This window comes from Methylocystis rosea SV97 (genome assembly GCF_000372845.1).
GTDB lineage: Bacteria > Pseudomonadota > Alphaproteobacteria > Rhizobiales > Beijerinckiaceae > Methylocystis > Methylocystis rosea.
In genome coordinates, this window is record NZ_KB889963.1 from 514,379 (window position 1) to 531,905 (window position 17,527).

A 17,527-nucleotide genomic window follows, 5' to 3' on the forward strand; every position below is an offset into this window, starting at 1 on the left:
CTGTTTTTTAAAAAAGGAGATCGGCGAATGCATGTTTCGATTGAACAGGCGGACAAAGCGATTGCCGCGGCGCGCCGCAAGGCCATCGAGCTCGGCACTCAGATGTGCATCGCCGTCGTGGATTCCGGCGGCGTTCTGAAGGCGTTCGAGCGGATGGACGACGCCTGGGTCGGCAGCATCGACATTGCGATGAAAAAGGCGAAGACCGCCGTCTTCTTCGGCATGCCGACCGGACAGATCGGCAAGCTGTCGCAACCGGGCGGACCGCTCTACGGCATCGAGCATTCGAATGACGGGCTCATCACTTTTCCCGGCGGACTCCCCATCGTCGATGCTGACGGCGTGATGATCGGCGCCATCGGTGTCAGCGGTTCGGCCGTGGAGAATGATCATGCGGTCGCGCAGGCGGGCGTCGACACGCTTGGCGTTTGCGACCTTCCCGAGCATCCCTGGCGGACCTGAGCCGCGCTCCTAGAGCAGGTTCCGAAAAAGTTGACAGACTTTTTCGATGAGAACCTGCTCCAGTACTTTGATTGAGCGATTTCTTATCGATCACATGATCCATGTGATCGGGAAGCGCTCTAGCGAGGCTTTTTCTTCGGCTTCTTCCGCTTCGCGCCGGGCGCCGTCGTTGCGCTCGGCGCCGCCCTCTGCTCAACCGGCGTCGCAACTGGCGCAGGCGGCGGCGCCGATGGGGCGGCCTCCTGCGGTGAAGACGGCGCAGCCGATTCAGGCGGCGGCGCGGCCTCCCCTTCGGGCGCCGGGGCGCCTGGCGCGCCGCTCTCTTCGACGGGCTGCGCATCGGGAGCGGCCGGAGGCTGCGACCGCGAGGCGGCGAACCACCATGTCGCGGCGGCGAGCGTTAAAATCGCGAGCGCCACCAGGAAGGCGATCCCTCCCCCACCCCCGCCGGAGCGTCGTGGCGGCGGATCGGATGCGGGTCGCGGCGGCGGCGTTTGCACGCTCCTCTTTGTGAGGACCGGCGCGCGTCGAGCAGGTGAATCAGACGAATCAGGAGACACGGCGCGATACTGGCTCCACACCCATGCGGAAGGCGGGGTCTCGCCGCCGCCTCCATTCGAAGAATCCGACATTAGCCCGTCCTCCAGAGGCGAATCGTCTGCGCTGGCGACTTGCGCATGTTGACTCGCCTCGGCAAAGCTCACAAGTGCGCTGCAAGCAAGTCGCGCCGCGCACGCGACACAAAGCCGGGAAGCGCGCTATCTAGTCTGGGCCTTACCCTAAATCAAAAGCGAGATCGTGCATGACCATTAAAGCTGGAGACCGACTCCCCGACGTGAAGCTGACCGTCATGGGCAAGAATGGACCGGAGCCGGTCGCCACGAAGGACTATTTTGCCGGACGCAGGGTGGCGCTCTTCAGCGTTCCCGGCGCCTATACGCCGACCTGCCACAAGAAACATCTGCCGGGCTTCATCGCCAAGGCGGATGAAATCAAATCGAAAGGCGTGGACGCCGTGGCGGTCACGGCGGTCAATGACATTTTCGCGCTCGACGCCTGGGTGAAGGAGTCGGGCGGCGGCGACAAGATCGACGCGCTCGCCGACGGCTCGGCGACTTTCGCCAAAGCGCTCGGCGTCGAACTCGATCTGACCGACGCGGGGCTTGGCGTGCGCGGCAAGCGCTATTCGGCGCTGATCGACGACGGCGTCGTGAAATGGATCAATGTCGAGGAGAATTCGAGCGAAGCCAAGGTCTCGACGGCCGAAGCGACGCTCGCCCATCTCTAGGCGTTCCCTCTTAAGAAACGCGGACCAAGCGGTCGCCGTTTCAGCGCTGTGAAGATTGCATCAGCGCCGCGACGCCCGGCAGCGTCTTTCCTTCGAGCCATTCGAGAAAGGCGCCGCCGGCCGTCGACACATAGGAAAATTCCTGCGCGACATGCGCCTGGTTGAGCGCCGCCACGGTGTCGCCGCCGCCGGCGATCGACAGCAGCTTGCCCGCGACGGTGAGCCGCGCCGCGGTCTGCGCGACGGCGTTGGTGCCTTCGTCGAAGGGCGGCAGTTCGAACGCGCCGAACGGGCCGTTCCACACTAGCGTCTTGCACGCAGCGAGCAGCGACTCGATATGGGCGATCGATTTCGGCCCCACGTCGAGGATCATGTCGTTTTCGCCGACATGATCGACCGAGACGATATGCGACGGCGCATGCGCCTCGAATTTTTGCGCAACAATCGCGTCAATCGGCAGCACGACGTCGCAGCCGGCTTTCTCTGCTTTGACGAGGATCTCCCGCGCGGCCCCCGCGAGATCATGTTCGCACAGCGATTTGCCGACAAGCTTGCCTTGCGCCGCAAGGAAGGTGTTCGCCATGCCGCCGCCGATGACGAGATATTCGACCTTCGCGACGAGATTGCCCAGGAGTTCGAGCTTCGTCGACACTTTCGCGCCGCCGACGATCGCCATGACCGGCCGCTGCGGATTGGCGAGCGCCGATTCGAGCGCTTCGAGTTCCGCCTGCATGGCGCGGCCGGCGTAGGCCGGCAGTCTGTGGGCTATGCCTTCGGTCGATGCGTGCGCGCGGTGCGCCGCCGAAAAAGCGTCGCTGACGAAGATATCGCCGCTCTTGGCGAGCGCGTCGACAAAGTCGGCGGCGTTCTTTTCTTCGCCCTTGTGAAAGCGGGTGTTCTCAAGCAGGGCGACGTCGCCGTCCTTGAGCCCGTCGACGATCTTCGCCGCAGCGTCGCCGACGCAGTCGTCGGCGAAGGCGATCTTGCGTTTGAGAAAATGTTCGAGCGTCGGGACGACCTGGCGGAGCGACTCCGCGTCGACGCGCTGGCCCTTCGGTCGGCCAAAATGCGAAAGCAGAATGACCCTGCCGCCTTTTTCCACGATCTCGTTGATGGTCGGCAGCGCGCGCTCGATGCGCGTCGCGTCGGTGACGCGCCCATCCTCCATCGGCACATTGAGATCGACACGCACCAGCACGCGCTTTCCTTTGACGTCGACGTCGTCGAGAGTGAGGAAAGCGGTCATGTCGGGCGTCCAATCGCGGCTTGAAAAAGGCAAACGCGGACCCGAAGGTCCGCGCCGGCGTGGTGGAACAATGCTTAAAGAAGCTTGCCGATCGCGCTCGCCACATCGGTCATGCGGCCGGAGAAGCCCCATTCATTGTCGTACCAGGACAGGATCGACACGAGATTGCCGTCGAGGACCTTGGTCTGGTCGAGATGGAAGCAGGACGAGAGCGGATTGTGGTTGAAGTCTATCGACACAAGCTTTTCGTCCGTGTAGCCGAGCACGCCCTTGAGAGGACCATCGGCGGCGGCCTTGATCGCGGCGTGCACCTCGTCCTTCGTCGTCGGGCGGTTGGCGACAAACTTCAGATCGACCGCCGAGACGTTGGGCGTCGGCACGCGAATGGCGTAGCCGTCGAGCTTGCCGTTCAGCTCCGGCAGCACGAGTCCGACGGCCTTCGCCGCGCCCGTCGAGGTCGGGATCATCGACAGCGCCGCCGCGCGAGCGCGGTAGAGATCCTTATGCATCGTGTCGAGCGTCGGCTGATCGCCCGTATAGGAGTGGATCGTCGTCATGATCCCCTTCTCGATGCCGATCGCCTCGTGCAGCACCTTGGCGACCGGCGCGAGACAGTTCGTCGTGCAGGACGCGTTGGAGATCACGAGATGATCCTTGGTGATCTTGTCGTGATTGACGCCATAGACGACCGTAATGTCGGCGCCTTCGGCGGGCGCTGAAACCAGCACGCGCTTCGCGCCCGCGTCGAGCAGCAATTTCGCCTTGTCGCGCGCGGTGAAAAGCCCCGTGCATTCCAGCGCGATGTCGATCTTGAGGTCCTTGTAGGGAAGCTCGGCCGGATTTTTGATGGCGGTCACCTGGATGGGGCCGCGGCCGACGTCGATCGTGCTTCCGGCGACTTTCACCTCATGCGGGAAGCGGCCGTGCACTGAATCATATCGCAACAGATGCGCATTGGTCTCGACCGGGCCGAGATCATTGATGGCGACGACTTCGAGGTCCGTGCGTCCGGTCTCGATGATATAGCGCAGGATATTGCGGCCGATGCGCCCGAATCCGTTGATCGCCACTCTCACGGTCATTTGGAAAATCTCCTTGCGCCGCCGGAACTCCGCGGCCCTCGCCATCGAGCCTGTGGGCTCTGGAGGCGAGCGTGTGATAGCACCTCGCGCCCCCCTGTCAACGCGCCGAGGTCGCGCCAATTGGCGCGGTTTCGATTTGCGCGATTCATGCTAGGAACAGGCTGGCAAGCGAATCGTTCGGCGCGTTCGCCGCGCCGCAAAGCCATGCACATTCTGCGACCGGCGATGAACCAATCAGATAAGCGCGACGAAGAAAACGCCAAGAGGCTCGAGGCCGCCGTCGCAGAGCTGCAGGCGGCGCTCGCTCAGCTGGAGCGCACTGTCGCCGCAAAGCTCGAAGACGAGCTGTCCAGCGCCGAACTCGAAGAAGAACTCGCCGTCATGCAAGACGATCGGTCGCGCCTCGCCCTCGATCTCGATGCCGCGCTTGCGCGGCAGAACGCCCTGGAGAAGAGCCGCGACGAGGTGCTCCACAGGCTCGAAGCCGCCAGCGAAGGCGTCGCCGCGGCGCTCGGCGCGGCGGGCGTCGCCTCGACCCAAGAGGATTGACATGGCCGCCGTCGTCGTCGCCATCGCCGGTCGCACCTATCGCATGTCTTGCGAAGAGGGCGAGGAGCAGCGGATCGAAGAACTCGCGCGTTACGTGGAAAGCAAGATCCAGTCGATGCGCGAGAGCTTCGGCGAGATCGGCGAGCAGCGCATCATCGTGATGGCCGCGCTCGCAATCGCCGACGAGGCGACGGACGCACGCGCCAAAGCGCAGGCGACGGAAGCCGAGTTCGCTGCGCTGCGCGCTGAGCTCGACGCCGCACGCAAGGCGAGCGACGCGGCGTCTGCGCTCGCCGCCAAGGCGCTTGGCGACGCGACGCGTCGGATCGTGAAGCTCAATGGCGAACTGTCGCCGCCCGCCGCGTCGCCGGACGATGGTCTCTAGGTCCGGGATGTGGCGGTGAAAACCGCCCGTTGAGCCTCGAAAGCACGCCTGTATGCGGGCCGCGCTTCGCCGCGGGCGACATAGGCGGAGAGGTTCGGATATTGGTCCAGTAGACCCGACGCTTTCAACCTGAGCAGCACCGACGCGATCATCAGGTCGCCGGCGCTGAATGGACCATCGAGCCATTCGGCGTCGCCAAGGCGAAGGGAAAGTTGGCCCAGCCGGTTACGGACGCGATCCTCGACGACAGGCAGACGCTGCTCGTACCAGGCCTCGTCGCGCTCAAGAAGCCTGGCGAATGCAAGATCAATGATTGGCGGCTCGATCGTGCTGAGCGCCGCAAACATCCATGTGATCGCGCGGGCCCTGGCGTTCGCATCGTCTGGCAGCAGGCCTGCATGGCGCTCCGCGATGTGGAACACGATCGCCCCCGACTCGAATAGGGCGAGATCGCCTTCTTCATAGGTCGGAATCTGCCCGAAAGGATGAAGCGCGAGATGCGCCGGCTCCTTCATCGCTTTGAATGAAAGAAGCCGAACGTCGTAGGGTTGGCCCACTTCTTCGAGCGCCCAGCGAACGCGCATGTCCCGCGCCAGTCCCTTGCCGCCATCGGGCGACCGTTCAAAGGCGGTAATGGTGGGGTCATTGGAAAGCCCTACGGACAGCCGTCACTCTCCTCGACTCATCGGCGGCGCAGTCGGTCAGTGAGCCTGATCCCCGATTGTCCGCTAAGATTACTTGGTCACGCCCCAATCTTCGAAACTCGGGTCGCGCTTGGCCTTTTCGAGATTGTCCGCCTGTTCCGACAATTGATAATTTTGGTTTTGCGCCGCCATGGCCTCGGCGCCATCCTTCATAATCGCGATCTTCATCTGCTCTGTGGCGAGGCGGTTGAGCTCATTGATCCACTGATTGAGCGCGAGCAGCAAGTTGCGTTTGCGCGCTTGTTGAATGTCATGCGACGAATCATTGTTCTCCGACAGCGCGAGTTCTTCTTGAGTTTCGGCGGTCATCGCATCGAGCTTCTTGACCTTCTCCTCCGCCGCGGCGACCTTGTCCGGAGCGTCTGCCTTCGCTTTTTCGAGCGCCGCTTCGGCTTCAGCGCGCGCCTTCTTGAGATTGTCGAGGCCGTTCCGCAGCCATTTCGACTGAATCTTCAGGAGCGAGTCGCGCGGAACCCCGCTGAGGCTCAGCGAATTCGGAATGGGAAAAATTTCGCCGAGCTGCGCCGCGTCAGCCGGCGCCGCTGAAATCGCGCAGGCGAGCAGGCCACAGAGAACGGCGCCGGCCAACGTCCTGCGGACGCTGGCCGTTTTGCTAATGAATCTCATGATTTTCTCCCGGTATGCTGCGCTTTTTTAGCGCGCTTTTCTTTGCGCAAACTGAGCCATCGGTTGACATCTGGCAAGTCCCGGCGCCTGCGGGCGAATAAAGGAGCCGGGGCGCAGCGCTTGACTGCCTCTGCGCTTCGCGCCAGCCTATGTCTGCCGGGGGAGCCCGCCCGGCGGCGCTCCAACGACGCCGCCACAGGGCTGAGAGGCCGCAAGACGCGCGAGAATGCGGGGGCGGCGACCCTTCGAACCTGATCCAGTTGAGACTGGCGGAGGGATGGTGTCAGCGAGATTTCCCAAAAGGCCGCGCTCATGCTCGCGCGCGTGATCGGCGCCGGCGTCGCCGGACTCTGCGCCGCCTATGCGCTCGCGCGGAAGGGCGTGGAGGTGGAGATCGTCGAGCGCGAGTGTGCGCCGGGCCTCGGCTGCTCGCGTTTCGCCGGCGGCATGATCGCGCCCTGGTGCGAACTGGAAAGCGCCGAGCCCCTGGTCGCTACGCTCGGCGAAGAGGCGCTCGATTTCTGGTCGCGCGAGATTGGAATCGCGACAATCGCCGGCAGTCTTGTCGTGGCGCCCGCCCGCGAGCGCGCCGAACTCGCCGACTTCGCCCGGCGCACGCGCAATTTCGACTCGCTGGACGCAACGGATATCGCGGCGCTTGAGCCCGATCTCGCCGGGCGCTTCGACGCGGCGTTGTTTTTTCGACAAGAAGCGCATCTCGATCCCCGCGCGGCGCTCATCGCGCTGACCGGGCGCCTCGCGCAAACGCCGAATGTGACGCTGCATTTTCACCAGGACGCCGCCGCACTGGCGACGATCCCCGACTGGATCATCGACTGCCGCGGCTTTGCGGCGCGCGACGCGCTTCCTGGCCTGCGCGGCGTCAAAGGCGAAATGCTGATTCTGCGCAGCGACGAGATTTCCCTGACGCGTCCGGTGCGCATGCTGCATCCGCGCCGGCCGGTTTATGTCGTTCCGCGCGGCGAGGGGCTGTTCATGGTCGGCGCGACGATGATCGAGAATGAGGAGCGCGCGCGGGTCACCGCGCGGTCGGTCGTCGAACTCGTCAACTCTGCCTTTGCGGTCCACCCGGCCTTCGCCGAGGCCGAAATTGTCGAGACCGGCTCGGACCTCCGTCCCGCTTTCGCCAACAATCTGCCCCGTCTTTTGAAGCGGGGTCACACACTCTATATCAATGGGCTCTACCGCCACGGGTTCCTGCTTGCGCCGGCGCTGGCGCGCCGCGCGGCTGAGGTCGTCGTAAATGACGCGTATTTCCCAGAGGTGATGGATGCTGATTCAAATCAACGGGCGGCCGCAGGATGTGAGCGCGACGACGTTGCAAATGCTGCTGGACGAACTGGGGTATGATGAAAAGACCGTCGGCACCGCTTTGAACCAGGAATTCGTGCGCGCCAGGGACCGCGCCGAGACGCCTCTTCGCGAAGGCGACGCCGTCGAGATCGTGACGCCGAGACAGGGCGGGTGAGCGAGTGTGATGCATAATGACACGGTGACGCTTTACGACGTCACGCTGTCCTCGCGGCTGCTGCTCGGCACCGCCCGCTATCCCTCGCCGGCGATCCTGGCGGAAGCGATTCGCGCGTCGGGATGCGAGATCGTCACCGTCTCGCTGCGGCGGGAGGCTGGCGGGGCGCGCGCGGGCGAGGCCTTCTGGAGCCTGATCCGCGACGTCGGGGTGCGCGTGCTCCCCAACACCGCCGGCTGTCGCACCGCCAAGGAGGCGATCGCGACGGCGCAAATGGCGCGCGAAGTCTTTGCGACCGACTGGATCAAACTGGAAGTGATCGGGGAAGAGGACACGCTACAGCCTGACGTCTTCGGGCTAGTCGACGCGGCACGCGCGCTCTCGGACGACGGTTTCAAGGTCTTTCCCTACACGACCGACGATCTCGTCGTGGCGGAAAAACTGCTCGACGCCGGATGCCGCGTCCTAATGCCCTGGGCGGCGCCGATCGGCTCCGGGCGCGGGGTCAACAACGCTTTCGCCTTGCGGGCGCTGCGCGCGCATTTTCCCGACACGCCGCTCATCGTCGACGCCGGGCTTGGCGCGCCGTCCCACGCGGCGCTGGTGATGGAGATGGGCTATGACGCCGTGCTGCTCAACACCGCCGTTTCCCGCGCCGGCGACCCCGTCTTGATGGCGCGGGCCTTCGCCCTCGCGATCGAAGCCGGCCGCGCCGGTTTCCGCGCGCAGCCGATGACGCCGCGCGACATGGCGGAACCTTCGACGCCGATCATCGGCCGTCCCTTCGACAGACTGGCGTAGCTGGTGGCGGCGCTGAGGCTCGATCCTTTCTATCTCATCGTCGACGACGCCGACTGGCTTTCCCGACTGCTGCCGCAGGGCGTTAAGCTCGTGCAGCTGCGCGTGAAGGATCGCGCCGAGCCCGACGTGCGGGCGCAGATCGTGACCGCGCGGGAGATGTGTGCGCGACATGGCGCGCAGCTCGTCGTCAACGACTACTGGCGGCTCGCGTTGGAGGAAGGCTGCGACTTCGTCCACCTCGGCCAGGGCGATCTCGACGCGGCGGACATCCCGGCGCTGCGCCGCGCCGGCGTCAGGATCGGCGTTTCGACCCATGATGCAGCCGAACTCGACCGGGCGCTGTCCGTCGGTGCGGACTATGTCGCGCTCGGCCCGATCTATCCTACGCTTTTGAAACAAATGGCCTTTGCGCCGCAGGGCCTCGCCCGGCTAGGCGCCTGGAAGGCGCAGATCGGCGAGACGCCTCTTGTCGCCATCGGCGGACTGACCCCCGAACGCGCCATCGCCGCGCTTGCCGCGGGAGCCGACAGCGCCTGCGTCGTCACCGACATTTTGCGCAACGCCGAACCTGAGGCGCGCGCGCGGGAATGGCTGTCTGCGACGCAGCCATGTCGCGACGGCGAAGGTTTCTTCGCGCCGGACTACGCCGATGCGCGCGTATGCCCCTCCCCCAATCATGGCGCGCGGCTGCGGCCGATCTCGTCGCTGGTGCTTCACTATACGGGGATGCCGACGGCGGAATCGGCTCTCGCCCTGCTCTGCAATCCGCGTTCGGAGGTCTCGGCGCATTATGTCGTCGAGGAGGATGGGCGCGTGCTGCAGCTCGTGCCGGAGTCGCGCCGCGCCTGGCATGCCGGGATAAGCTTCTGGGCCGGCGAGACCGACATGAACTCCGCCTCGATCGGAATCGAAATCGTTCACCCGGGCCACGACGACCCGCATCCCTATCCGGCGGCGCAAATTGAGGCGACGGCGGCGCTCGCCAAGGACATCTGCCGGCGCCATGCGATACCGCCCGAACGCGTGCTGGCGCATTCCGACATCGCGCCTGGGCGCAAGCGGGACCCCGGCGAGTTCTTTCCCTGGGAGGAACTCGCCCGCCTCGGCGTCGGGCGGGTCTCCGATGAGAATCTCGGCGCTGGCGCGGCCACAGTTTCGCTCGGCGACGCGGGCGCCAAGGTCGCCTCGCTCCAGCGCGACCTTGCAGCTTACGGCTATCGCGTCGAGCAAACTGGCGTCTATGACGCCGAGACCGTTCTGGCGGTCGAAGCGTTCCAGCGTCACTTCCGCCCTGCGAACGTCGATGGCCGGGCCGACGGCGAAACGCGCGTGGCGCTCGCAAACCTCCTCGCGGCATTGGGAGAACGCGTATGAAGGCCGTCGTCGTGACCGGCGCCTCGACCGGGATCGGCGCCGCCTGCGTCGATTTATTGATTGAGAACGGGTTTCTGGTTTTCGCCTCGGTTCGCAAGGACTCTGACGCGGCCACGCTCACGGCTCGACATGGCGCGTCCGTCATTCCGCTCCTCTTCGACGTGACCGACGCCGAATCCATCGCGTTCGCCGCGCGCGTGGTCGAGGCGCGGCTCGATGGCGCAACGCTCGCCGGACTCGTCAACAACGCCGGCGTCGCCGTACCGGGCCCGCTGCTGCATCTGCCGATCGACGATTTTCGGCGCCAGATCGAGGTCAATCTGATCGGTCAGCTTCGAATCATCCAGGCATTTACTCCCCTGCTCGGCGCTGGCGCGCAGCGGCGCGGCGCGCCCGGCCGCATCGTCAATATGAGTTCGGTCGCGGGTCGCTTCGCCGCGCCTTTTCTTGGCGCCTACGCCGCCTCGAAATTCGGGCTAGAGGGCATGTCGGACGCGCTGCGGCGCGAGCTGATCGTCTATGGCGTCGATGTCGTCCTGATCGAGCCGGGGATGATCGCGACGCCGATCTGGGACAAGGCCGAAGAGACTGATCTTGCTATGTTCGAGGGCACCGCCTATGCCGCGCCAGGCCAGAGGATGCTGAAATGGCTTGTCGAGGCGGGCCGCCGCGCGCCCGGTCCCGAGGTCGTCGCGCGCGCCGTGTTGCGGGCGCTGACGGCGCCGCGCCCGCCCATCCGCATTCCGATCGTAAGAAATCGCTTTACGGACTACACGCTACGCAGCCTATTGCCGGGGCGGCTCGTCGACTGGCTGACGGCGCGCCGGCTCGGCCTGCTGCCGAAGTAGGCAATCGCTTTGGAACGGATCGATGTTGAGCTGAAAGAGGAGGGGCTATGTCCAACGCCAACGACTGTGGCGCGCCGCCGAAACATGGCGCGGTCTGCTGGAACGAGCTCAATGTCCGCGACGTCGAGCGCGCGAAGAAATTCTACAGCCAAACTCTCGGCTGGGACTTCGAGGGCGTCCCGATGGAGGGCTTCACATACTGGATCATCAGTTCGCAGGGCGCACGGGTCGGCGGCATGTTCGAGATGAAAGGCCCGGAACTGGCGGGTGTTCCAGAACATTGGCTGACCTATATCGGCGTCGATGACGTGGACGCCCGCCTGGAGAAGGCCAAGGCCGCCGGCGCCATAATCTGCAAGGACGCCTTGGAGATCCCCGGCGTCGGCCGCATGGCGGTGCTGCAACAGCCGGGCGGCGCCTTCGTCGCCTGGATGACGCCAAAACCGCCGAGCGCCTAGGCGGAAGGTCTGACCTCATCGCCGTCTAGGGCATGCTCGCCGCGCGCAGATCAGAAAGCGTCGTCATCGCCGCCGTCGTCTATTTCCGGAGCGCTTGACCTTGCGGCCGTTACGGGCGACCTATCGGCGTCCGCAACGACCGCCGAAACGACCGCCATGAACGAAGCCGCATCAGAGACCCGTCTGCCCGACCCGGTCGTCGCCGAACCGGCGCCCCGCCGGCGCACGTGCGCGGTGGCTATTGGCGCTGGCCCTGCCGCGGTGATCGTCGGCGGCGGCGCGCCCGTCGTCGTCCAGTCCATGACCAACACCGACACGGCGGATGTCGAGTCGACCGTGACCCAGGTTCTGGCGCTGGCGCAGCAGGGGTCGGAGCTGGTGCGCATCACCGTCGACCGCGACGAGGCGGCGGCGGCCGTGCCGCATATTTTCGATAAGCTCGCGCAGAAGGGATGCCACGTCCCGCTCGTCGGCGATTTCCATTACATCGGCCACAAGCTGCTCGCCGATCATCCCGCCTGCGGCGAGGCGCTCGCCAAATACCGCATCAATCCGGGCAATGTCGGCTTCAAGGAAAAGAAGGACAAGCAGTTCGCCTCGATCGTCGAACTTGCCGCCAAGCATGGCAAGGCGGTGCGGATCGGCGCCAATTGGGGCTCGCTGGACCAGGAGCTCTTGACCTATCTCATGGATTTGAACCACGCCTCGGACCGGCCGCTCGACGCGCGCGCCGTGACCCGCGAGGCGCTGGTCCGCTCGGCGCTGATGTCGGCGCGCCGCGCCGAGGAGATCGGCCTGCCGAAAAACCGCATCGTTATTTCGGCGAAGGTCTCGGCGGTGCAGGACCTCATCGCCGTCTATCGCATGCTGGCGGCGCGCAGCGACTATGCGCTGCATCTTGGCCTCACCGAGGCCGGCATGGGCTCGAAAGGCGTCGTCGCCTCATCGGCCGCGCTCGGCGTGCTGCTGCAGGACGGCATCGGCGATACGATCCGCGTGTCGCTGACGCCCGAACCCGGCGGCGACCGCGCGCTCGAAGTGCGCGTCGCGCAGGAAATTCTGCAGACCATGGGCTTTCGCACCTTCGTGCCGCTCGTCGCGGCCTGCCCGGGGTGCGGGCGCACCACCTCGACCGTGTTTCAGGAACTGGCGCGCGACATCCAGGCGCATATCCGCGAGCGGATGGCGGCCTGGCGCGCGCAATATCCAGGCGTTGAGACGCTCAATGTGGCGGTGATGGGCTGCATCGTGAACGGTCCCGGCGAGTCGAAACACGCCGACATCGGCATTTCTCTGCCCGGCACGGGGGAGACTCCGGCTGCGCCGATCTTCATCGACGGCAAGAAGGCGATGACGCTGCGCGGCGAGGGTATCGCCGAGGAATTCACCCGCATCGTCGACGATTACATCGTGCGCCGCTTTGGCGGCGGCGCGAAGGGCGAAGCGGCGGAGTAAGCTACGCCCCCACCCCAACCCTCCCCCGCTTCGCGGGAGAGGGAGCAGAGTCCGCCCTCATTAAAACGACGCGAATGCTGATCGTTTGGGTCCCTCTCCCGCGAAGCGGGGGAGGGACAGGGAGGGGCTACTTTTCTCCGGAACTAGCAATTCTGCAGCGCCTCCGCCGCCCTTCGCAAATCGCGCCAGGCGGCGGGCTTCAGCGCCGCGCTCTTCAGCATCGCCTCGAGGCTGGAAAAAACGAAGGCGCGCGCGACATGCGCGCCGCAGCGCGATTCAAACGCCTTGCCGCGCAGCTTTCCCACCGGCTCGTTGGTCGTCAGCATGATCCGCGCCGGCGCTTCGCCAAAAATCAGCAAAACGTCCGGCCGCGCCAATTCGACCCGGCGTCGCGCGAACGGCGCAAAGATCGCCGCTTCATGCGGGGATAGCGCGCGATCGCCAGGCGGGCGCCAGGGCGAGACATAGGCGAGAGCAGCGCTGGAGCGATCAAAGCCGATCGCCGCCAGCATATTGTCGAGGAGTTTCGCCGAAAGCCCGCTGAACGCCTCGCCGCTTGTTTCTTCCGTCACGCCCGGCGCGGCGTCGAAGGCGATGAGACGCGCTGCAGGCGCGCCGGCGCCGAACAGAAAATGCTGCGCCATGTCGCGAAAGGGCGCGTGCGGAAAGTCGGCGAGACGCGCGGCGAGTTCGTCAAGATCGCGCGCGCTGGAGGCCTCCTGCTCCGCGGCGCGAATGGCCTCATCCGGCGCAGCGATCGGCGCTGCGGCGCGGCGCGGGCGTTCGGCGCCCTGTGGCTGTAACGGGATCGGCGGCGCTCTTGTGTCCATCGCCTGGGGACGCTGCGCCACGGCCGCGCGCGCGCTGTCCGCGTAGCGGTCATGCGGCGCCTCATCGATCCCAAGATCGACGCCGCTCTCGACATACCAGTCGAGAAGCGCGCGGAGCGCGGCGCGGGTTTCAGGCGTGGAAGACATGAGGCAAGGTTACCCAGCGCTCCGAGCAATTTCAATTTTGCCAAGACTCCCAATATATTCACACCGTTCTTGGATCACCAACAGTTGATGCTGAACGGAAGCCGCTAAACGAAAGAGGATGTTGTGCGCCGGTATTGGGAGCTAATCGCGGTTGGCTTAGTGGGTTTCATCGCATTATCCGCTATTCTTTTTTCCCTTTACAAAATGACGCTAGCGCTCGGTAGCTTCGTTGAATCTCATAACGGCGCGATCACCGCCATAGCGTCCATTGCCGTTGCCGTCTTTACTTGGACACTTTGGCAGTCAAGCGAAAAGATGTGGATCGTTACCAAAATCGCCGCTGACGCTGCTGAGCTCTCCGCCAAAGCGGCAATTGGCGTGGAATTGCCAATCCTAGGAATCGATGCACCAGACCTGAACCGGATCGACGCGCCCGTACCAAAGGACGGCCCTTACGGGAGTGCAAATCTTGAGGGACTACCGGATCGTTACTCCGTCATCTCCTGGATGCATTTGCGAAATGCAGGGCGAACGCCAGCATTCGCAACTGATTTTGCTATAGGATGGTGCATTGCCCAGGTGCAGCCCCAGAAGCCCTCCTTCGATCTCGTCGTTCCGCTGGATGCAGGCAATATAATTGAGCCAAAAGGCGAGCTCGATGTTGATCTCCACTACACTATCGAACTTACGGAATCTCAACGCGATGCGTTGAGGACAAAAAACCAATTCCTCTGGGTGTCTGCCCAATTTAAGTACAGGGATTTTCTCAATCAAACGCGAGTAGTTACCGCCTCTTGGCGCTGGAGTAACCCAAGTGGTGGCATATATTTTTTTGAGCGTGGCGGAATCAGTCTCAACGCCGCCCAATACGGCCAACCAATATAGCGCGGCAATTTTCAACAGCAGCGAAACGCGCGCTCGCCGCCGGCGCCGAAGCGCGCATTCTCCCGCGCACGGAAAAATTCGTCGCGCGTCATGATCGCCTCGCCGTCGTGGAGCGCGCGGACATGCGTGACATAGGCGTCGTAATCGCCTTGGCCGACCATCAACTTCGCGCCGTCGCGCAGCTTGCGCGCGAGACGATTGAGATCAAGCCCCGGCAGGCTGCAGATCGTGCAATTCATCCTCGGTCTCCCGCGTGGTGACATGTTGCGCAGCCCGCGCGGCGCGAATGGCTCGGATCGCGAAGCCGAGCATCGCCAGAACCAGCATGACGTAAATCGCGCAAAGCGTCGCGTCGACATAGTCGTTGAAGATGACGCGCTGCATCTCGGCGAGAGTCTTCGCCGGCGCCAGCAGCTGATCCTTATCGGCGGCCGCTGCGAATTTTCTCGCATGCGCCAGAAAGCCGATGCGCGGATCCTCATGGAAGATTTTCTCGAATGCCGCCGTCAGCGTGCAGATATAGAGCCACGCCGTCGGCGCAATGGCGACAAAGGCGTAGCGCTCGCGCTTCATCCGATAGAGCACGACGACGCACAGCGTCAGCGCGATCGCCGCGAGCATCTGATTGGCGATGCCGAACAGCGGCCACAGCGTGTTAATGCCGCCGAGCGGATCGATCACCCCCTGATAGAGGAAATAGCCCCAGCCGCTCACGGCGATGGCGGTGGCGGCGAGGTTCGGCGCCCAGGCGCGCGTATTGCCGAAGGCGGGAAAGAAAGCGCCGAAGAGATCCTGGATCATGAAGCGCGCGACGCGCGTGCCGGCGTCGATCGTGGTGAGGATGAAGAGCGCTTCGAAAAGAATCGCGAAATGATACCAGAAGGCTTTCGCGGCCGAGCCGCCGACGGCGGAAGAGAGAATATGCGCCATGCCGACGGCGAGGGTCGGCGCGCCGCCGGTGCGCGACAGAATTGTCTTCTCGCCGACTTCGGCGGCGACGCCGGAAAGCGTCTCCGGGGTGACCGCGAACCCCCATGAGGAGATCGCCGCCGCGGCGGAATCGGGCGTCGCGCCGATCAGCGCCGGCGCGCTGTTCATGGCGAAATAGACGCCGGGCTCCAGCACGCTTGCGGCGATGAGCGCCATGACCGCGACGAAGGACTCCATCAGCATTGCGCCATAGCCGATGAAGCGCGTCTGCGTTTCGTCGCCGATCATCTTCGGCGTCGTGCCGGAGGACACAAGCGCATGAAAGCCCGACACCGCGCCGCAGGCGATGGTGATGAACAGAAACGGGAAGACGCTGCCGGCGAAGACCGGGCCCGTGCCGTCGATGAAGCGGCTGATCGCCGGCATCTGGAGATCGGGCCAGACGATGAAAATGCCGACCGCGAGCGACAGAATCGTGCCGACCTTCAGGAAGGTCGACAGATAGTCGCGCGGCGCGAGCAACAGCCAGACCGGCAACACTGAAGCGACGAAGCCATAGCCGATGAGCATGAAGGCGAGGGTCTCGGCCTTGAAGGAGAAGAGCGGCGCGAGCAGCGCGCTCTCCGAGACGGTGCGGCCGAGCGCGATGCTCAAGAGCAGCAGAACGAAGCCGATCGCCGACATTTCGCCGATGCGCCCGGGCCGCAGATAGCGGCCGTAGACGCCCATGAACACGGCGATCGGCAGCGTCGCGAGAACGGTGAAGGCGCCCCAGGGACTATCCGCGAGCGCCTTGACGACGACGAGCGCCAGCACCGCCAGCAGGATGATCATGATCGTGAGAATGCCGACCATGGCGATGACGCCCGGCACGCGCCCCATCTCGGTCTTGATGAGATCGCCGAGCGAACGCCCGTCGCGGCGCGTCGAGATGAACAGGACGAGAAAATCCTGCACGGCGCCGGCGAAGATGACGCCGGTCAACAGCCACAAGGTTCCAGGCAGATAGCCCATTTGCGCCGCGAGCACCGGCCCCACCAGGGGGCCGGCGCCGGCGATGGCCGCGAAATGGTGGCCAAACAGCACCCATTTGTCGGTCGGCACATAGTCGAGCCCGTCGTTGCGCCGATGCGCGGGGGTGCGGCGGCGCGCATCGAGCCCCAGCACCCGCTCGGCGATGAAGCGCGAATAGAAGCGATAGCCGATGGCGTAGGTTCCGATCGCCGCCGTGACGAGCCACATGGCGTTGACGTTCTCGCCGCGTGAGACCGCGAGCGTGTAAAGCGAGAACAGCACGAGGGCGAACACGAGCGCCCAGGGAAACAGCTTCAACGTCTGACGGCTGTCGGAGATGTTGATGATCGACATTAGGACCCCGATTAGCGCGCGCTCTCGGCGCATCGAGTTCAACGAAACTTATAATTTTGCGAGGGTCAAGGGATCGCGGCGGCCGGCAAAATATTTGTCCAGAGCCTCGCCGAAAAGCGGCTCTTGCGGCGCCGCCGCCGCAAACAACGTCATCGACGAATGAAACTTCAAATCATCGGGAGAGCCTAAGATATCATGCGCGCTGCGGCCCTCGACTTTGTTGACGAGTCCGACGCATTCTTTGAGCCGCGCGCCCAATAGGGGATGATCGAGATAGGCCGCCGCCTCGGCGAGAGAATGAATGGCGTAGCGCTGCGCCATGGCGCTTGCGCCCAGGCCTTCGGGCTGCGGAAAAACGAACCACATCCAGTGGCTGCGCTTGCGGCCGGCGGCGAGTTCCGCCGTCGCGGCCGCATAGATCGGATCCTGCGCCGCGACAAAGCGGGCGAGATCGTAAGGATCGTCCGAGGCGCCGGTCATGACCAAATCCGTTGATCAACTCCGCTGTCATTCCCGACGCGCGCTACGCGCCCGATCGGGAAAACCAGAGCAAGACCAACATTCTTGAATTGGCCCTGGATTCCCGGTCGGACTTCCGG

General features: G+C 64.5%; 21 protein-coding genes. 12 read left to right on the forward strand and 9 right to left on the reverse strand.

Annotated elements, in window-relative coordinates; translation table 11 throughout:
- Positions 1-27: 27 nt before the first annotated feature.
- Positions 28-462: a GlcG/HbpS family heme-binding protein gene (locus tag A3OO_RS0102800; protein WP_018406311.1), complete on the forward strand. Its 435-nt coding sequence runs from the start codon at positions 28-30 to the stop codon at positions 460-462.
- 119 nt (positions 463-581) lie between these two features.
- Here the strand turns inward: A3OO_RS0102800 and A3OO_RS0102805 are convergent, their stop codons facing one another.
- Complete coding sequence (locus tag A3OO_RS0102805; protein ID WP_018406312.1) at positions 582-881, reverse strand: hypothetical protein; 300 nt, start codon at positions 879-881, stop codon at positions 582-584.
- A 383-nt stretch (positions 882-1,264) separates the two neighbouring features.
- Here A3OO_RS0102805 and A3OO_RS0102810 point away from each other — a divergent pair, with 383 nt between their 5' ends.
- Positions 1,265-1,750 (forward strand): peroxiredoxin, encoded by a 486-nt coding sequence (locus A3OO_RS0102810; protein WP_018406313.1) that lies wholly within the window; start codon positions 1,265-1,267, stop codon positions 1,748-1,750.
- Between the two features lie 40 nt (positions 1,751-1,790).
- On the opposite strand, the gene A3OO_RS0102815 is transcribed toward A3OO_RS0102810, so the two are convergent.
- Together A3OO_RS0102815 and gap are read right to left on the reverse strand one after the other, a co-directional pair.
- A complete protein-coding gene (locus A3OO_RS0102815; RefSeq protein WP_026222635.1) occupies positions 1,791-2,996 on the reverse strand; it encodes a phosphoglycerate kinase in 1,206 nt (401 codons plus the stop codon).
- Between the two features lie 74 nt (positions 2,997-3,070).
- Positions 3,071-4,078: a type I glyceraldehyde-3-phosphate dehydrogenase gene (gene gap / locus A3OO_RS0102820; protein WP_026222636.1), complete on the reverse strand. Its 1,008-nt coding sequence runs from the start codon at positions 4,076-4,078 to the stop codon at positions 3,071-3,073.
- A gap of 225 nt (positions 4,079-4,303) precedes the next feature.
- Between gap and A3OO_RS21005 the strand changes: the two genes are divergently transcribed.
- Together A3OO_RS21005 and A3OO_RS0102830 are read left to right on the forward strand one after the other, a co-directional pair.
- Positions 4,304-4,627, forward strand: coding sequence for a DUF4164 family protein (locus tag A3OO_RS21005; protein ID WP_040573574.1), 324 nt, complete (start codon positions 4,304-4,306; stop codon positions 4,625-4,627).
- 1 nt (position 4,628) lies between these two features.
- On the forward strand, positions 4,629-5,012 hold the full coding sequence (locus A3OO_RS0102830) for a cell division protein ZapA (protein WP_018406317.1): 384 nt from the start codon (positions 4,629-4,631) through the stop codon (positions 5,010-5,012).
- Here the strand turns inward: A3OO_RS0102830 and A3OO_RS0102835 are convergent.
- Positions 5,009-5,596: a glutathione S-transferase family protein gene (locus A3OO_RS0102835; RefSeq protein WP_018406318.1), complete on the reverse strand. Its 588-nt coding sequence runs from the start codon at positions 5,594-5,596 to the stop codon at positions 5,009-5,011. The genes A3OO_RS0102830 and A3OO_RS0102835 overlap by 4 nt on opposite strands.
- A gap of 150 nt (positions 5,597-5,746) precedes the next feature.
- Complete coding sequence (locus tag A3OO_RS0102840; RefSeq protein ID WP_018406319.1) at positions 5,747-6,343, reverse strand: hypothetical protein; 597 nt, start codon at positions 6,341-6,343, stop codon at positions 5,747-5,749.
- A gap of 312 nt (positions 6,344-6,655) precedes the next feature.
- Between A3OO_RS0102840 and A3OO_RS0102845 the strand changes: the two genes are divergently transcribed.
- The 7 genes from A3OO_RS0102845 (at position 6,656) to ispG (ending at position 12,768) form a co-directional block, all read left to right on the forward strand.
- Positions 6,656-7,714 carry an FAD-dependent oxidoreductase gene (locus tag A3OO_RS0102845; protein ID WP_018406320.1) on the forward strand — a complete coding sequence of 353 codons (1,059 nt, stop codon included), beginning with the start codon at positions 6,656-6,658 and terminating at the stop codon, positions 7,712-7,714.
- Positions 7,689-7,832 (forward strand): sulfur carrier protein ThiS, encoded by a 144-nt coding sequence (thiS, locus tag A3OO_RS0102850; RefSeq protein ID WP_018406321.1) that lies wholly within the window; start codon positions 7,689-7,691, stop codon positions 7,830-7,832. Before A3OO_RS0102845 ends, thiS begins: the two co-directional genes overlap by 26 nt.
- A gap of 9 nt (positions 7,833-7,841) precedes the next feature.
- Positions 7,842-8,633: a thiazole synthase gene (locus A3OO_RS0102855; RefSeq protein ID WP_018406322.1), complete on the forward strand. Its 792-nt coding sequence runs from the start codon at positions 7,842-7,844 to the stop codon at positions 8,631-8,633.
- A gap of 3 nt (positions 8,634-8,636) precedes the next feature.
- Positions 8,637-10,007, forward strand: coding sequence for a thiamine phosphate synthase (locus A3OO_RS24665; RefSeq protein ID WP_018406323.1), 1,371 nt, complete (start codon positions 8,637-8,639; stop codon positions 10,005-10,007).
- Entirely contained in the window at positions 10,004-10,855 is an 852-nt protein-coding gene (locus A3OO_RS0102865) for an SDR family oxidoreductase (RefSeq protein ID WP_018406324.1), read from the forward strand. The genes A3OO_RS24665 and A3OO_RS0102865 overlap by 4 nt, the downstream gene beginning before the upstream one ends.
- 47 nt (positions 10,856-10,902) lie before the next feature.
- Positions 10,903-11,313: a VOC family protein gene (locus A3OO_RS0102870; RefSeq protein ID WP_018406325.1), complete on the forward strand. Its 411-nt coding sequence runs from the start codon at positions 10,903-10,905 to the stop codon at positions 11,311-11,313.
- A gap of 156 nt (positions 11,314-11,469) precedes the next feature.
- Positions 11,470-12,768: a flavodoxin-dependent (E)-4-hydroxy-3-methylbut-2-enyl-diphosphate synthase gene (gene ispG / locus A3OO_RS0102875; protein ID WP_018406326.1), complete on the forward strand. Its 1,299-nt coding sequence runs from the start codon at positions 11,470-11,472 to the stop codon at positions 12,766-12,768.
- 143 nt (positions 12,769-12,911) lie between these two features.
- Here the strand turns inward: ispG and A3OO_RS0102880 are convergent, their stop codons facing one another.
- A complete protein-coding gene (locus A3OO_RS0102880; protein ID WP_018406327.1) occupies positions 12,912-13,745 on the reverse strand; it encodes a uracil-DNA glycosylase in 834 nt (277 codons plus the stop codon).
- Positions 13,746-13,904: 159 nt separating this feature from the next.
- On the opposite strand from A3OO_RS0102880, the gene A3OO_RS0102885 reads away from it, so the two are divergent.
- Positions 13,905-14,630, forward strand: a complete 726-nt coding sequence (locus A3OO_RS0102885) for a hypothetical protein (RefSeq protein ID WP_156824735.1) — start codon at positions 13,905-13,907, stop codon at positions 14,628-14,630.
- An 11-nt stretch (positions 14,631-14,641) separates the two neighbouring features.
- Here A3OO_RS0102885 and A3OO_RS0102890 read toward each other — a convergent pair whose 3' ends face one another.
- Genes A3OO_RS0102890 through A3OO_RS0102900 form a run of 3 tightly spaced genes read right to left on the reverse strand, consistent with a single transcriptional unit; the run spans position 14,642 to position 17,408 of the window.
- Positions 14,642-14,869, reverse strand: a complete 228-nt coding sequence (locus tag A3OO_RS0102890; protein ID WP_018406329.1) for a YbdD/YjiX family protein — start codon at positions 14,867-14,869, stop codon at positions 14,642-14,644.
- Positions 14,835-16,928 carry a carbon starvation CstA family protein gene (locus tag A3OO_RS0102895; protein ID WP_018406330.1) on the reverse strand — a complete coding sequence of 698 codons (2,094 nt, stop codon included), beginning with the start codon at positions 16,926-16,928 and terminating at the stop codon, positions 14,835-14,837. The genes A3OO_RS0102890 and A3OO_RS0102895 overlap by 35 nt, the downstream gene beginning before the upstream one ends.
- A 48-nt stretch (positions 16,929-16,976) precedes the next feature.
- Entirely contained in the window at positions 16,977-17,408 is a 432-nt protein-coding gene (locus tag A3OO_RS0102900) for a DUF1810 domain-containing protein (protein ID WP_040573577.1), read from the reverse strand.
- Positions 17,409-17,527: the final 119 nt, after the last annotated feature.

Bases quoted from the DNA above. Each gene is read 5' to 3' on its own strand.
- A3OO_RS0102840 (WP_018406319.1), bottom strand. From the start codon at position 6,343: ATGAGATTCATTAGCAAAACGGCCAGCGTCCGCAGGACGTTGGCCGGC.
- A3OO_RS0102800 (WP_018406311.1), top strand. From the start codon at position 28: ATGCATGTTTCGATTGAACAGGCGGACAAAGCGATTGCCGCGGCGCGC.
- A3OO_RS21005 (WP_040573574.1), top strand. From the start codon at position 4,304: ATGAACCAATCAGATAAGCGCGACGAAGAAAACGCCAAGAGGCTCGAG.
- A3OO_RS0102845 (WP_018406320.1), top strand. From the start codon at position 6,656: ATGCTCGCGCGCGTGATCGGCGCCGGCGTCGCCGGACTCTGCGCCGCC.
- A3OO_RS0102900 (WP_040573577.1), bottom strand. From the start codon at position 17,408: ATGACCGGCGCCTCGGACGATCCTTACGATCTCGCCCGCTTTGTCGCG.
- A3OO_RS0102830 (WP_018406317.1), top strand. From the start codon at position 4,629: ATGGCCGCCGTCGTCGTCGCCATCGCCGGTCGCACCTATCGCATGTCT.
- A3OO_RS0102855 (WP_018406322.1), top strand. From the start codon at position 7,842: ATGCATAATGACACGGTGACGCTTTACGACGTCACGCTGTCCTCGCGG.
- A3OO_RS0102890 (WP_018406329.1), bottom strand. From the start codon at position 14,869: ATGAATTGCACGATCTGCAGCCTGCCGGGGCTTGATCTCAATCGTCTC.
- A3OO_RS0102815 (WP_026222635.1), bottom strand. From the start codon at position 2,996: ATGACCGCTTTCCTCACTCTCGACGACGTCGACGTCAAAGGAAAGCGC.
- A3OO_RS0102865 (WP_018406324.1), top strand. From the start codon at position 10,004: ATGAAGGCCGTCGTCGTGACCGGCGCCTCGACCGGGATCGGCGCCGCC.
- A3OO_RS0102870 (WP_018406325.1), top strand. From the start codon at position 10,903: ATGTCCAACGCCAACGACTGTGGCGCGCCGCCGAAACATGGCGCGGTC.
- A3OO_RS0102880 (WP_018406327.1), bottom strand. From the start codon at position 13,745: ATGTCTTCCACGCCTGAAACCCGCGCCGCGCTCCGCGCGCTTCTCGAC.
- ispG (WP_018406326.1), top strand. From the start codon at position 11,470: ATGAACGAAGCCGCATCAGAGACCCGTCTGCCCGACCCGGTCGTCGCC.
- A3OO_RS0102810 (WP_018406313.1), top strand. From the start codon at position 1,265: ATGACCATTAAAGCTGGAGACCGACTCCCCGACGTGAAGCTGACCGTC.
- thiS (WP_018406321.1), top strand. From the start codon at position 7,689: ATGCTGCTGGACGAACTGGGGTATGATGAAAAGACCGTCGGCACCGCT.
- gap (WP_026222636.1), bottom strand. From the start codon at position 4,078: ATGACCGTGAGAGTGGCGATCAACGGATTCGGGCGCATCGGCCGCAAT.
- A3OO_RS0102895 (WP_018406330.1), bottom strand. From the start codon at position 16,928: ATGTCGATCATCAACATCTCCGACAGCCGTCAGACGTTGAAGCTGTTT.
- A3OO_RS0102835 (WP_018406318.1), bottom strand. From the start codon at position 5,596: ATGCGCGTTCGCTGGGCGCTCGAAGAAGTGGGCCAACCCTACGACGTT.